Source organism: Okeanomitos corallinicola TIOX110, assembly GCF_038050375.1.
Lineage (GTDB): Bacteria > Cyanobacteriota > Cyanobacteriia > Cyanobacteriales > Nostocaceae > Okeanomitos > Okeanomitos corallinicola.
Genome location: NZ_CP150886.1, coordinates 5,002,185 through 5,014,806, shown reverse-complemented (window position 1 = coordinate 5,014,806; position 12,622 = coordinate 5,002,185). Strand labels below are relative to the sequence as shown.

The window sequence follows — 12,622 nt, the reverse complement described above, 5'->3', positions numbered from 1 at the left end:
AGATATCTATTTATCTGTAACTGATTTTTAATAACATCAATCCTTGATAATTGTCATTTTCTTAATTTAATACTAATATCTAATGACCAATAACCAATGATTAATGAGCAATGAGCAATGAACAATAACAGAAAAGTAATGGGTAATAAGTAATAACTAATATTTAGCAAATATATTGAGTCACATCTTCGCTACATTCATCAGCAAGATATGACAAAGCCCGAAATCGTAAAGCGACAAATTCATCATAGAGAGGATTGAGTTTGCACAATGCAGGAATATGAAATGTCCGACCAAATAAATTAATATCTTGCTCAAAAGGACAGCAACAGGGAATTAACTGACAGAGCAAATGTGCTAGACGATAATTTCTAACTTGAATTCCATCTAACAAGTGTCTCAGAGGTTTGAGGATACCAGGACTTTTATAGTTAGGTGGATGATAGTTAGGTTGAGTATGAGAATGGTGCATAGATGCCATAATACAAACCTGAGATAACTACAATTCAGAAAATATGGAGTGAGTAATCACTAGGAAATTATTGGAATTGGGAATTGGGAAATAATACCCAACCCCCATTCATTCCGCGCTTTTGTGCTAGTAGTCAGTTGTCAGTTTTGATGAAGTGATACTGACAACTGAACATTGACATTCTTAGCGAATTAAGTCGTAAGAAATATCGGTCTTACCAGCAACATTGGTGCTGCGGTCAATTTCTTCAAAGATTGTGTTAACAATCCAGTTCAACAAGTTGATTACACCTTTGTAACCGATGGTTGCATAACGGTGGTAGTGGTGACGATCCATGATAGGATAACCAATTCTAACTAAAGGTACACCACAATCACGCCATAGGTACTTACCGTAGGAGTTACCGATTAATAGGTCTACGGGTTCGGTGAACAACAAGGAACGTAAGTGCCATAAGTCCTTACCACCCCAGATTTTAGCGTCTTTACCAAATTCGCTAGAATCTAAGAGAGTTTGCAATTCTTTTTCAAAGTCTTTGTTGGTGTTGTGAACCAAGATGTGTACAGGTTCAGCACCTAATTCCAACATGAAGCTAACTACACTGTAAACTAAATCAGGATCACCGTAGATAGCGAAGCGCTTACCGTGTACCCAAGAGTGGGAGTCGGTCATTGCGTCAACTGCACGACCACGTTCGATTTCTAATTCTTCAGGAATTGCTTTACCGGTCAATTCGCTGACTTTCATTAAGAATTCGTCAGTTCCTTTGATACCCCAAGGACGAGCAACACTAACGTCTTGCTTCCATTCCTTAGCAATGTATTCGCAGGTTTTGGTCAAGGAGTAAGATTGCAGAGCAACGGTAGCTTTAGCGTTGATAGAATCTGCTGCATCTTCTAACTTAGTACCACCGGGATACATATTGAATTCACCATCGTTAGGTGAGTCAACGTAGTCGCTGGTGTCAGAAAGAACTGTGTAGTCAATACCCATCAAAGAAGCAATCCGCTTTAATTCGCGGGTGTTTTCTGAGTAGGTATCAAAACCAGGCATGAAGTTGATTTTGCCATTGCTGGAGGATTTCTTTTTACCTTCAGTTAAGGTAGAAAGAATCGCCTTCATCATGTTGTCGTAGCCGGTGATGTGAGAACCAACGAAGCTAGGAGTATGAGCGAAGGGAACTGGGAAATCTTGAGGAACAGAACCAGCATTCTTAGCATTACCGATGAATGAACCTAAGTCATCACCGAAAATATCAGTTATGCGTGGTCATTCATGGTATTGTAAATCCACCGAAATACTGTTGTGATTGCAATGACCTGGAAATAGTTTCTGGTAAACAGCGGTATTTTTGCTTCTAGAGTTTCATAATATTTAAGCAAAAAATAAGCAATGCTAAAAACTAAGCTACACAAGGGTTATCAAGCATCTACCGTCAAAACTGCCACTACAGACGGTACATACATCGGAACTATGAAACATTTAGAAAAGCAAGCTGTTAATACTGAAATTCAATTTGATATTGCACTCAAAGAAGTTAATGCAAGGTTAAAAGCAGCTAATTCACGAGTGGCTATAGTTCAAGTAGCTGGTAGTCTATATCTGCAAGCTACCCTACCTCTCAAACCTCATGATATTAATACTAAAGGAAAAAATACAAAACAATACAAAATATCATTAAATATACCTGCTAATTTTTATGGTTTAAAAACTGCGGAAGAAGAAGCAAATGAATTAGCAAAATTAATTGCTAGACAGCAATTTACGTGGACTTCTAAATATTTAGGTAATAAGCAAGAACAGGGTGAAAAAACTTTTGGCGAGTTATTAGATAATTATGAAAAAATATATTTTAGTTCACGACAGAGAAATATTAAATCTGAAGGAACTTTTTTTAAAAACTATTTAGGGGTACTGAATCAATTTGATAGAAATATGTTGGCAATTCCAGAAAATATTAAAAGACAATTTGATAATATTTCTAATGATACTCCTAGTTGGAAACATCGAACTTCTATAGCCTTAAATTTATTTTGTAAAGAGTTTAATATACCTTTAGTAATTAAATTTAAACGTCCTAAACCAAAGCCTCGCCAAGTTCCTGATGAATCTATGATAGAGGATGGTTTTTATCAATGGGAAAAATATGCTCATAAAAGACGAAATAAAAGACGAGAACAAGCAGATTACTGGATAGTATTTAGATGGTTTTATGGAATGTTAGCCACTTATGGTTGTCGTCCTAGAGAACTGTTTTTATATCCTGATTTTCAGCACTGGTTATCTGAAAATAAAACTTGGAAAGTCCATGAATTATGCAAAACTGGTGAGAGAGAAGCTTTACCATTATATGATTCATGGATAGAATTATTTGATTTAAAAAATCCCCAAGTTGTCAAGCTAGTTCAAGATTATATCAATGGACGTGATGATACAAAAGGTATGCACACATTAAGTGCTGCTTTATCGGACTGGTTTAACAAAGTTGATTTAGGTTTTTCACCTTATGATTTACGTCACGCTTGGGCAATTAGAGCGCATTTAATGGGAATACCAATTAAAGCAGCAGCAGATAATCTTGGACATTCTGTACAACAGCATACAGATACTTATCAAAGATGGTTTGGTTTAGAAAATCGGAAAAAAGCTATTAGTCACGCTGTGAAAAAACAAGATGAGTTACAAGAACTTAGGGAAGAAATAGTAAAATTAAAGGCAGAAAATCAAGAACTTAGAAACCTCTTAGATAAATATCAAATCATACAAACTTTACACAATAATTAATTCAATCCAAAAATTTCTGATATTATGATCACTGAAGTAATTAAATATTCAGTATTTTTTTATAAATTTAATCAATGAAGTTAATGTACTAAACAGCAACACAAGTATTTAAACTTATTAAGAATAAAATAAGCAAAATATCGAGATAGTATTTGAGATTTTTACAGTAAAAGATATATAAAAGTTGGCATTTTAAAAGCAAAATCTAATCAAATAAATTAGAAAAATAATTACAATAGATAGTTGGCAAGGAGTTGATTAAATTCCACTAATCATCACCGATAACTTCAGCCATACAAGTGGTGCAAACAGCAATCATTTTTGGCTTGTAAAGAGTGTAAGAGTTAGCCAAACCATCAATCATGTTTTGCAGACCACCAAACACAGCAGCGTCTTCTGTCATGGAAGAAGAAACACCGGAGAATGGTTCTTTGAAGTGACGGGTTAAGTGTGTACGGAAGTAAGCTACACAACCTTGAGAACCTTGAACGAAGGGAAGAGTGCCTTCAAAACCCACAGCAGCGAGCATAGCACCTAAAGGCTGACAACCTTTAGCGGGGTTAATGGTTAAAGCTTCACGAGCGAAGTTCTTTTCACGATATTCCCAAGTTTTGGTCCATTCTGCTACTCTTTCTACTTCTTGAGCAGAGTGACCATTTTCAAATTCTTTCTTGTTTTGGAATAATTGTTGGTATTCTGGCTGGTGGAATAGCTCAACGTGGTCCTTAATATTTTCTGGATTCTGAGGCATTCTAGTTCTCCAAGCTTGCTGTGTGTTTGTGTTTGGGGGACGGGTTTCCTTACTCCTGGATGGAAGTGGGGAATGTAGCTCAAAATTCAGAATGCAAAATCCAAAACTTAGAATCTTAGATTTTGAAATTTGAATTCCCTACTCCCCCCTGGGGCTTTCCCCCAGGCTATCCTTGAGCAAGGTTACCCGCGTCAGATGGTATTAGACTGCTGCTTTAGCTCTTAATGCTTTCTTTGCAGACTTGTTCCAGGGAGCGCCGATTAATCCCCAGGTTGGACTGTTTAGAGCCAAGTCCATGTCACGAGCGAAGATTGCGAATCCGTCGTAACCGTGGTAAGGACCAGAGTATTCTTTTTATGGTTTAATAGTTTTAAATAGCAAAATGTTTACTAAAAGCAATTTTAAAGTAGATATTGTTTGCTCATAACATATTTATTTTTAGTCTAAATATAGGCTAAACAGACAACTATGTATAACCAGGGTGAAGATAAATATCAGCAAGCTTTTGCGGATTTAGAGCCTATTTCATCTACCGATGGCAGTTTTCTTGGTTCAAGTCTGCAAGCACAACAACAAAGAGAATACATGAAAACAAAGGTACTACTAGAATTAGAGCAGGTAAATCTGCGTTTAAAGTCTGCAAAGACCAGGGTAACAATTCGAGAATCAAATGGATGTCTGCAATTACGGGCAACTTTACCTATTAAACCAGGAGATGAGGATATAAAAGGTACAGGAAGAAAACAATACAATATTACTTTAAATATTCCTGCTAATTTTGATGGGCTGAAAACTGCGGAAGAGGAGGCTTATGAGTTAGGAAAATTAATTGCTAGAAAAAGTTTCGTTTGGAATGATAAATATTTAGGAAATGAAGGAATTAAAAAGGATTTAAAAACTATTGGTGAATTATTAGAAAATTTTGAAGGTGAATATTTTAAAACCCATAAACGCACTACCAAAAGTGAACACACTTTCTTTTATTATTATTCCCGAATTAAGCGTTATACAAATGCTGGTGATTTGGCTAACGGGGAAAATTTTATTAATGCGATTAATCAAGTAGAGAAGGAATGGGCTAGATATAATGCTGTGCGGGCAATTTCTGTATTTTGTCAACTTTTCAAAATTGAAATTAATTTAACTAATTATGCTAAAGTTCCTGAAAGTAATTCTCGTAATGTTCCCACAGATAAGGACATAGTTGCTGGTTTCTATAAATTTCAAGAGTATGAAAATAATCGAGGTAAGCAAGTTAATCAAGATGTCAAAGATAGTTGGCAATTATGGCGTTGGACTTATGGAATGTTAGCGGTTTTTGGTTTACGTCCCCGTGAGCTTTTTGTTAATCCTCATATTGATTGGTGGTTAAGTGATGAGAATACAGATTTAACTTGGCAGGTTGATAAAGATTGTAAAACAGGTGAAAGGGAAGCATTACCTTTATATAAGGAATGGATTGATGAATTTGATTTAAGAAATCCGAAATATTTGGAAATGCTGGTGACAGCAATTAGTAAAAAAGACCAGAATAATTATGCAGAAATCACAGCTTTAATTCAAAGGGTTAGTTGGTGGTTTAGAAAAATTGGTTTAGATTTTAAACCCTATGATTTACGTCATGGTTGGGCAATTCGAGCGCATATTTTGGGAGTTCCTATTAAAGCAGCGGCGGATAATTTGGGTCATAGTGTGCAAATTCATACGAAAACTTATCAACGTTGGTTTTCTTTGGATATGCGGAAGTTGGCAATTAATCAGGCATTGAGTAAACGGAATGAGGTGGAGTTGATTAAGGATGAAAATACGGGGTTGAAAATGGAGAATGAAAGGTTGAAGATTGAAGTGGAGAAGTTGAGGATGGAGATGGTTTATAAACGGAGTTAATTTTGGTTAATCAAGAATATCATTTTTGTGTGATGTGGTATAATCACATTGTCAATGTATATATAAAAATATTCTATGATTACTGATATACCAGCACCAGATGATTTCTTCTGTTCTGGGTGGAGATTTCTTGATTACGGATGGTCACAAGCTATTGAGTTACTTATAGATATTCGGATTCAAGAAGATGAACTCCAGCCTGATTCAACCGACATACATGAATTCTGGGAATTAGGAAGACACAATCTTATAACTTCCTTAGCATTGGTTCAACAGGGCATTGAGTTGTTATTAAAAGGATGTATTGCAGAGGTTAGCCCCTATCTACTAATTACACAACCGCAACAATGGCCAGGTAAGTGTGATAAAAATGATACTTTTTTTTCTCAATTTCGCACTATAGACGCACAGGATTTAATCAAGGTATACGATACTGTAAGAGAAAATCGACTTTCGGAAAATTTTAAGGGAAGAGTTGACGAACTAAGAAAACACAGAAATATGACATTTCACGGCATTAACAAATCTACAATTGTGGAAGCATCTGAAGTATTAAGAGCAGTCTTTGAAGCGGTAGAAAATTTGAATTCCGGAAAAAGATGGTTAGAAGTTCACAAAAATTTTCTAGAAAATACACCTATCTCTCGGATTAATGACATTGATTACAGTGTAAAGTATCGGATGATGAAAGAAATGGAAATTATTGTACAGAATTTAAAACCAGAAGAGGTTGAAAAATATACAGGATTTCGTGTTAAAGAAAAATCTTATAAATGTCCTTGGTGTGGACGTGTAGCAAGGAAATATGGAGGAGAGCCTAAATTTGTACAGGAAAGAGTAGATAAGGATGGAATTACCAAGTCCCTTTATTGCTTCTGCTGTTGTGAAAATATAGAAACTATAAAAGCTGATTGTCAATCCCCCGATTGTGATAGCACTTTTCTTGATGAAGACGGCGTTTGTTTAATCTGTGATCATGAAAATGAACTAGATAATTAAATAATTTAGGTACATTGTTGCAAGACGCAATGTATTTGAATTATGCTACTTTATTTGTATATATAAATAAATGGAAGATTTCACCATGGCTAAACCTGTAACTATTGGAAATATAACTTTTTCTTCACACGAATCTGCAAAAAAATATATTCAAGCGATTGTATCTCATTATGATCAAGGAAGTAGACTAGAAAATAATGATTTTATATTTGTTTCAGATTTGCTACTCCTACATCCAGAAAGTGATCAAAAGATTGCTTCTGGTATCAAGGCTATATTCGTCGATCTGGATGCACAATATCATAAAAACAAATGTTTTTATATAGAAAGAATGGATGGAAGTATTACAGATTTTAGTTGGATTTCATGTATCAAAGGAAGAAATATAAGAAAAGAAATATTTGACGCATTTAGAAATGCTGTCACTGACCAAATTAAAGAGTTTAGGATTTCTATCCTCAAAAATGATGTGATCTGCCCATACAGTAATGAAAAATTGAATCACAAAAATAGTCATGTTGATCATGTTCAACCTCTTACATTTTATACTCTTGTTCTAAAGTTTCTTGAATCTGAGTCAATCAGTCTTGTTGATGTCAAAATATCTGAACCAGAAGATAATCAATTTACTGCTGTTTTAATAGACCTGGAATTTAAGAAAAAATGGCAGAATTATCATAAAGAAAATGCACAGCTTAGATTAATTAGCCAATCTGCTAATCTATCAGAAGCCAAGAAATTATAATTATTTATAGATATCGCTTCTGGAGTTTGTTTAATACAAAGTTTAAACTAAGAGCGATCGCACAATCATGAAACTTGTGGAAAAATAGAAATATGAAATTCTCTCTACCATGACAATTATGAACGCCATAGAACTATTTCCTACCCTGCGAAATCTAAATCGTGCCGACAAACTAAAAGTAATGCAGTTTCTAGTTTCCGAATTATCTAGGGATGAAGAACCATCATTAGAACATGGAGCAACCTATTCTATTTTATCACCGCTTAATTCCCATGCAGCCGCACATCAACTTGCCCAACTACTAAAAATGGAAAACCATAAAACTATTTGAATGCTTCGATTTGATCGGAATAAACATTAATTAGCTTGTGATCAATAACTAACATTTCAATCTCCGGCCAAACTCTAGCTAGAAATGAGTGAAATTCACGTTTTCGCATATTTCCAAAACGTAGATGCACTATTTTAGGTGGATAAGAATCAAGCATCAACCGATCCGAAAAATCTGCATCTTTAGTAACAATCACCAGTTCTTTTTCCTTTGCATACTCCCAGATTTGGCTATCACTCGGACTATTCCCTAACATAGAAACATGAATGATGGGTAAAGATGGAGTAAATTGGATTTTAGTGGGGAGATTTTCATCAAATAAAAACCCATTCATGCAATTTTTCTCACTTCGTAATGATTCGCCATCAATTTTGCCGCGAATTGGATGCAAGCATAAATATCTTCTCGTTCTAAAGATGGGTATTCTTCTAGAACTTCCTCGATAGAATCACCTGCACCTAAAAATTCTATAATTGTTTGTACAGAAATTCGAGTGTTAGTAATAACAGGTCTGCCGTTGCAAATATCTGGATGAATAGTTATTCGCTTTTCCATAACGGTTTTTCCTTTTTATAAACCTAGTGTTAAGTAGCTAAGAATAATATTATTTTACATGATTGTTAGTAAATTGTCACTATTTGCGAATAGAATTTAATTTTTTTGGATTAAGTTTAGTTAGTGAAAAATAGAAATTAACTTATATTAATAAAAATGAGAATAATGGGTTGAAAATGGAGAATGAAAGGTTGAAAATTGAGGTGGAGAAGTTGAGGATGGAAATGGTTTATAAACGGAATTAAGTTTGGTTGATCAAGAATATGATTTTTTTGATGTGTGGTATAATTAGGGAGTGAACAATGATCTCAACTACTTAGGCTAAAAAATGCTATGACCAGTCAATGGGTAAACTAAGTAAATTAATTAAATATCTTCTCTCTCGTCCTCCTGAAGCCAGATTTGAAGAAATTAGTTATGTTTTAGAAGCATTTGGATATCAGGAAATTAGAGCTAAGGGAAGTCACCATGCTTTTGAGAATGATCAAGGAGAAGTCATTATTATTCCCAAAAAAGGAGGCAAAAAAGTTAAGCGAACGTATATTGAAGAAACAATTAGATTATTAGATTTGGAAAACTGGAAAGATGAAAACTAATTCTCAACTTGAGCATCAATCTTTAGAATATTATCTATCCTTAAAATATCCCATGTCTATTTATCCAGAAGAGGACGGAGGATATACAGTAATTATTCCTGATTTACCTGGTTGCATAAGTCAGGGGGAAAGTTTAGAAGAAGCGATAGAAAATATTAATCAAGCGAGAGAGTTATGGATAGAAACTGTTTATTGTAGTGGTAAAAAACAAATTCCTTTACCTTCTAAACTGATTTCTATTTAATTTCTAAGAGGATGTTTTAAACGTTTTGAATATATAAATAAATCACTCTCTAAACCTCTCACCGCGTCGGGGAGAGGCTTTGAGTAAACGGAATGAAGTTGAGTTGATTAAAGATGAAAATACTGGCTTGGAAATAGAGAATGAAAGGTTGAAGATTGAGGTTGAGAAGTTGAGGATGGAAATGGTTTATAAACGGAGCTAAGTTTGGTTAATCAAGAATATGATTTTTTTGATGTGTGGTATAATTTAAAAGTTACAGTTAAGCAAGGAGTAGAAATTATGCAAATAATGATTGAAATTCCTGATCATCTGGCCAATCAATTACAACTACAACCGAGTCAAATTTCCCAAAAGGTGTTGGAGCTTATTGTAGCTGATAATTATCGTCAAGGTCTGATTGGAGCGGGAGAAGTTCACAAAATGTTGAATTTTTCTTCTCGATGGGAAACATATCAATTTCTCAAAGATCAAAAGGCTTACTTACCCTACACTGAAGAAGACTTAGAAGAAGATGTCCAAGCAATTCGTAATTTGTTAGGTAATAAATGATTATTGTTTCCGATACTTCTCCTATTAACTACCTCATTTTGATTGATCAAATTGATCTTTTACCTCAACTGTTTGAGCAAATTATCATTCCTCAAGCAGTTTATAATGAGTTATCTGATTCACTTGCTCCACTACCTGTTCAATCTTGGACTGTTGATACTCCTAGTTGGCTAAAAATTCAACCCGTTAGCCAACCTACTGATGAGATTAAAAATTTACTTGATCCTGGAGAATCTGAAGCTATTATTTTAGCTCAAGAATTGAATGCAGATTTACTTCTATTAGACGATATGAAAGCAAGACGTATTGCCAAAGAAAGAGGTTTAGTAATCACTGGTATTTTGGGAATTTTAGATCAAGCCACAAGTATGAAGCTGATTAATTTACCTAATGCTGTTCAAAGTCTTAAAAACACATCTTTTTGGGCATCTGATAGTTTATTTCAAAAGTTGTTAGATAAGCATTGTTAAAATATATTTAGTTAAATGACAACATAATCAATCAGGGGGGTGAAGTTATGGAAATCATGAAAATTACAACACATATTGGTAATGATGGTATTCTCAAAGTTGAACTTCCGGCTGAATTTGCTAATCAAGAATTAGAAATAGTGATTGTATTTCAACCTGTTATAGAAAAATCGGCACTGTCGAAGTTTGTAGGTATTTTGAGTGATTCTGAAGCTGGGGAATTACAACAAGTGATTAAAGATGAATTTGAGCAGGTAGACACAAATGAATGGTGAATAGGCTAAAAATTTGGGTCATAGTGTGCAGATTTATACGAAAACTTATCAACGTTGGTTTTCTTTGGATATGCGGAAGTTGGCAATAAATCAGGCTTTGAGTAAACGGAATGAGGTTGAGTTGATTAAGGATGAAAATACAGGGTTGAAAATGGAGAATGAACGGTTGAAGATTGAGGTGGAGAAGTTGAGGATGGAAGTGGTTTATAAACGGGGTTGATTTTGGTTAATTAAGAATATGATTTTTGTGTACTGTGGTATAATTAGACTGTCAACAATAATCAAAATCTTTATGCAAGCTACTGATATTGGGACACTTATTATTAAATCATCAGACACTTTAGGGGATCGTCCTCGCATTGCTGGTACTAGAGTTTCTGTGCAACGAATTACAGCTTGGTACAAAATGGGATTAAATGCGGAAGAAATCGCTGAACGCATGGGGAATGTAACTCTTGTTCAAGTTTATGCTGCATTAACTTATTATCATGCTAATCGAGAAGAAATTGAGGGTTATATTGCTGCTGAAAAAGCTGATTATCAACGGTTAGCAACAGAAATGGGGCAAGCAATATGAGTTCAATTAGATTATTCATTGATGAAGATTCAATGGATCAAAGATTTATTAAAGCCTTAAGAGCTAGGGGTGTAGATGTTATTACTGTTGCCGAGGTTGAAACTATCAGTTCTAGTGATAAGGAACAACTGATTTTAGCGACTGAACTGCAAAGAGTTTTTTACACCTTTAATGTTGGTGACTTTTGCCAGTTACATAGTATTTATATAGAAGAAAAACGAATTCATGCCGGAATTATAATTTCATCTCAAGATTACTCTATTGGTGAACAAATGCGAAGAGTCCTCAATTTGATGGCAAATAAGTCAGCAGAAAATATGGTAAATCAGTTGATATTTCTTAGTGCTTATGCTGATGAAATATAAAGACATTCATCAATCATTAAACTATTATCTCTCTTTAAAATATCCCAGGTCAATTTAAATGATAGTTAAGCAGCAACACTTCGTACCTCAGTGCTATTTAAAAAACTTTGCTAATGAAGAACACAGATTATTTGTGTGGGATAAGATAAAAAAGGTTTCTTATCCATCTCATGTGAAAAATATTGCCCAAGAGAGATATTTTAATGACTTTCCTGATTCATTGTTACCTGATGAATTGAGGGATAAAACAAAATCTCAAGTCATAGAAAATGACCTCTCTAAGGTAGAATCAAGATTTGGAGAATTTCTGGCACAGATCATAGATTGTCTTGAAGAAATAGAAAAAAAGAACTTATTTGATTCTCTTGGAGTTCTTGACAAAGAGGCAAAGAAAAATTTCTCTCCTTTCTTAACACTTCAGATAGTTAGAACAAATATGTTTAGGCAAAAAATTAAAGGATTATTTCAATCCGCATATAATCTTAAAACAAGACTTGATGAAGCACTATTAAGAAATAAAAATAATATTGAAGAAATAATTTTTCCTGATATAGAAAATTCAACAAATTCAATTGAATTAGATGATCTAATTAACGTAGGAATCGAAGACTATTCAATAATGCAGCACCTACTTCATATATCTAATGTTCTTGATCAAGGCTTAGATTCTGAAATATCAACAATTTTATCAGGTCATATATGGTTATTTGGTATTAACTCAACTTCTATTCCACTATGGACTTCAGATAATCCTATAGTAATTAAACAGCATCAGAATTTTGGAACTGGTTTGACTTCACACGGTGTCCAAATAGCTTATCCAATCAGTTCTAAACATATTTTAATTATGTTTGAATCCGACTGTTGGTATAAACTTAAAACTTATGATGGAATGAGTGCTTCTCTATCAGAAAACTATGTAAAAGAGTATAACAAACTACAAATGATTCAATGTTGTAGACAAGCTTACTCTAGTGAAAAAAATTTCGATCTTTTGCGAACCTGAATTTAAAGTTTTAGTG

The 12,622-nt window shown here is 34.1% G+C and carries 16 protein-coding genes and 3 pseudogenes; 14 read left to right on the top strand and 5 right to left on the bottom strand.

Translation table 11 applies throughout. The features are described from left to right. Positions 1-163: 163 nt before the first annotated feature. Together WJM97_RS22175 and nifK are read right to left on the bottom strand one after the other, a co-directional pair. Positions 164-481, bottom strand: a complete 318-nt coding sequence (locus WJM97_RS22175; protein ID WP_353930914.1) for a Mo-dependent nitrogenase C-terminal domain-containing protein — start codon at positions 479-481, stop codon at positions 164-166. A 174-nt stretch (positions 482-655) separates the two neighbouring features. Further along, a pseudogene (gene nifK, locus WJM97_RS22170) lies at positions 656-1,729 on the bottom strand (nitrogenase molybdenum-iron protein subunit beta); the annotation flags it as partial. 135 nt (positions 1,730-1,864) lie between these two features. Here nifK and WJM97_RS22165 point away from each other — a divergent pair. Continuing rightward, on the top strand, positions 1,865-3,256 hold the full coding sequence (locus WJM97_RS22165; RefSeq protein ID WP_353930913.1) for a site-specific integrase: 1,392 nt from the start codon (positions 1,865-1,867) through the stop codon (positions 3,254-3,256). A gap of 271 nt (positions 3,257-3,527) precedes the next feature. Here the strand turns inward: WJM97_RS22165 and WJM97_RS22160 are convergent. After that, positions 3,528-4,007: pseudogene (locus WJM97_RS22160) on the bottom strand (DUF3364 domain-containing protein); the annotation flags it as partial. Between the two features lie 468 nt (positions 4,008-4,475). Between WJM97_RS22160 and WJM97_RS22155 the strand changes: the two are divergent. From WJM97_RS22155 to WJM97_RS22140, 4 genes are all read left to right on the top strand, one after another. Then, positions 4,476-5,894 carry a site-specific integrase gene (locus WJM97_RS22155; protein WP_353930912.1) on the top strand — a complete coding sequence of 473 codons (1,419 nt, stop codon included), beginning with the start codon at positions 4,476-4,478 and terminating at the stop codon, positions 5,892-5,894. Between the two features lie 75 nt (positions 5,895-5,969). Continuing rightward, a complete protein-coding gene (locus tag WJM97_RS22150) occupies positions 5,970-6,893 on the top strand; it encodes a hypothetical protein (protein ID WP_353930911.1) in 924 nt (307 codons plus the stop codon). Positions 6,894-6,978: 85 nt separating this feature from the next. Continuing rightward, complete coding sequence (locus WJM97_RS22145; RefSeq protein WP_353930910.1) at positions 6,979-7,638, top strand: DCL family protein; 660 nt, start codon at positions 6,979-6,981, stop codon at positions 7,636-7,638. Positions 7,639-7,756: 118 nt separating this feature from the next. Continuing rightward, positions 7,757-7,969 carry a hypothetical protein gene (locus tag WJM97_RS22140; RefSeq protein ID WP_353933241.1) on the top strand — a complete coding sequence of 71 codons (213 nt, stop codon included), beginning with the start codon at positions 7,757-7,759 and terminating at the stop codon, positions 7,967-7,969. Here WJM97_RS22140 and WJM97_RS22135 read toward each other — a convergent pair. Both WJM97_RS22135 and WJM97_RS22130 read right to left on the bottom strand, forming a co-directional pair. Further along, on the bottom strand, positions 7,962-8,303 hold the full coding sequence (locus tag WJM97_RS22135; RefSeq protein WP_353930909.1) for a DUF5615 family PIN-like protein: 342 nt from the start codon (positions 8,301-8,303) through the stop codon (positions 7,962-7,964). The genes WJM97_RS22140 and WJM97_RS22135 overlap by 8 nt on opposite strands. After that, positions 8,300-8,524, bottom strand: coding sequence for a DUF433 domain-containing protein (locus WJM97_RS22130; protein WP_353930908.1), 225 nt, complete (start codon positions 8,522-8,524; stop codon positions 8,300-8,302). The genes WJM97_RS22135 and WJM97_RS22130 overlap by 4 nt, the downstream gene beginning before the upstream one ends. Before the next feature lie 344 nt (positions 8,525-8,868). Between WJM97_RS22130 and WJM97_RS22125 the strand changes: the two genes are divergently transcribed. The 9 genes and pseudogenes from WJM97_RS22125 (at position 8,869) to WJM97_RS22085 (ending at position 12,606) form a co-directional block, all read left to right on the top strand. Then, positions 8,869-9,120, top strand: a complete 252-nt coding sequence (locus WJM97_RS22125; RefSeq protein WP_353930907.1) for a type II toxin-antitoxin system HicA family toxin — start codon at positions 8,869-8,871, stop codon at positions 9,118-9,120. After that, complete coding sequence (locus WJM97_RS22120) at positions 9,110-9,364, top strand: type II toxin-antitoxin system HicB family antitoxin (RefSeq protein ID WP_353930906.1); 255 nt, start codon at positions 9,110-9,112, stop codon at positions 9,362-9,364. The genes WJM97_RS22125 and WJM97_RS22120 overlap by 11 nt, the downstream gene beginning before the upstream one ends. 204 nt (positions 9,365-9,568) lie before the next feature. Beyond that, on the top strand, positions 9,569-9,913 hold the full coding sequence (locus WJM97_RS22115; RefSeq protein ID WP_353930905.1) for a UPF0175 family protein: 345 nt from the start codon (positions 9,569-9,571) through the stop codon (positions 9,911-9,913). Beyond that, positions 9,910-10,383 (top strand): DUF3368 domain-containing protein, encoded by a 474-nt coding sequence (locus tag WJM97_RS22110; protein WP_353930904.1) that lies wholly within the window; start codon positions 9,910-9,912, stop codon positions 10,381-10,383. Before WJM97_RS22115 ends, WJM97_RS22110 begins: the two co-directional genes overlap by 4 nt. Positions 10,384-10,439: 56 nt before the next feature. After that, positions 10,440-10,658, top strand: coding sequence for a hypothetical protein (locus WJM97_RS22105; protein WP_353930903.1), 219 nt, complete (start codon positions 10,440-10,442; stop codon positions 10,656-10,658). Positions 10,659-10,668: 10 nt separating this feature from the next. Then, positions 10,669-10,878: pseudogene (locus tag WJM97_RS22100) on the top strand (site-specific integrase); the annotation flags it as partial. Positions 10,879-10,950: 72 nt separating this feature from the next. Further along, on the top strand, positions 10,951-11,235 hold the full coding sequence (locus WJM97_RS22095; protein WP_353930902.1) for a DUF433 domain-containing protein: 285 nt from the start codon (positions 10,951-10,953) through the stop codon (positions 11,233-11,235). Further along, positions 11,232-11,600, top strand: coding sequence for a DUF5615 family PIN-like protein (locus WJM97_RS22090; protein WP_353930901.1), 369 nt, complete (start codon positions 11,232-11,234; stop codon positions 11,598-11,600). Before WJM97_RS22095 ends, WJM97_RS22090 begins: the two co-directional genes overlap by 4 nt. A 58-nt stretch (positions 11,601-11,658) precedes the next feature. Beyond that, positions 11,659-12,606 carry a DUF4238 domain-containing protein gene (locus WJM97_RS22085; RefSeq protein WP_353930900.1) on the top strand — a complete coding sequence of 316 codons (948 nt, stop codon included), beginning with the start codon at positions 11,659-11,661 and terminating at the stop codon, positions 12,604-12,606. Positions 12,607-12,622 lie beyond the last annotated feature (16 nt).

What these genes read in the sequence shown, in the direction of transcription:
- WJM97_RS22175 (WP_353930914.1), bottom strand. Translation starts at nt 481, where the DNA reads ATGGCATCTATGCACCATTCTCATACTCAACCTAACTATCATCCACCT.
- WJM97_RS22165 (WP_353930913.1), top strand. Translation starts at nt 1,865, where the DNA reads ATGCTAAAAACTAAGCTACACAAGGGTTATCAAGCATCTACCGTCAAA.
- WJM97_RS22155 (WP_353930912.1), top strand. Translation starts at nt 4,476, where the DNA reads ATGTATAACCAGGGTGAAGATAAATATCAGCAAGCTTTTGCGGATTTA.
- WJM97_RS22150 (WP_353930911.1), top strand. Translation starts at nt 5,970, where the DNA reads ATGATTACTGATATACCAGCACCAGATGATTTCTTCTGTTCTGGGTGG.
- WJM97_RS22145 (WP_353930910.1), top strand. Translation starts at nt 6,979, where the DNA reads ATGGCTAAACCTGTAACTATTGGAAATATAACTTTTTCTTCACACGAA.
- WJM97_RS22140 (WP_353933241.1), top strand. Translation starts at nt 7,757, where the DNA reads ATGAACGCCATAGAACTATTTCCTACCCTGCGAAATCTAAATCGTGCC.
- WJM97_RS22135 (WP_353930909.1), bottom strand. Translation starts at nt 8,303, where the DNA reads ATGAATGGGTTTTTATTTGATGAAAATCTCCCCACTAAAATCCAATTT.
- WJM97_RS22130 (WP_353930908.1), bottom strand. Translation starts at nt 8,524, where the DNA reads ATGGAAAAGCGAATAACTATTCATCCAGATATTTGCAACGGCAGACCT.
- WJM97_RS22125 (WP_353930907.1), top strand. Translation starts at nt 8,869, where the DNA reads ATGGGTAAACTAAGTAAATTAATTAAATATCTTCTCTCTCGTCCTCCT.
- WJM97_RS22120 (WP_353930906.1), top strand. Translation starts at nt 9,110, where the DNA reads ATGAAAACTAATTCTCAACTTGAGCATCAATCTTTAGAATATTATCTA.
- WJM97_RS22110 (WP_353930904.1), top strand. Translation starts at nt 9,910, where the DNA reads ATGATTATTGTTTCCGATACTTCTCCTATTAACTACCTCATTTTGATT.
- WJM97_RS22105 (WP_353930903.1), top strand. Translation starts at nt 10,440, where the DNA reads ATGAAAATTACAACACATATTGGTAATGATGGTATTCTCAAAGTTGAA.
- WJM97_RS22095 (WP_353930902.1), top strand. Translation starts at nt 10,951, where the DNA reads ATGCAAGCTACTGATATTGGGACACTTATTATTAAATCATCAGACACT.
- WJM97_RS22090 (WP_353930901.1), top strand. Translation starts at nt 11,232, where the DNA reads ATGAGTTCAATTAGATTATTCATTGATGAAGATTCAATGGATCAAAGA.
- WJM97_RS22085 (WP_353930900.1), top strand. Translation starts at nt 11,659, where the DNA reads ATGATAGTTAAGCAGCAACACTTCGTACCTCAGTGCTATTTAAAAAAC.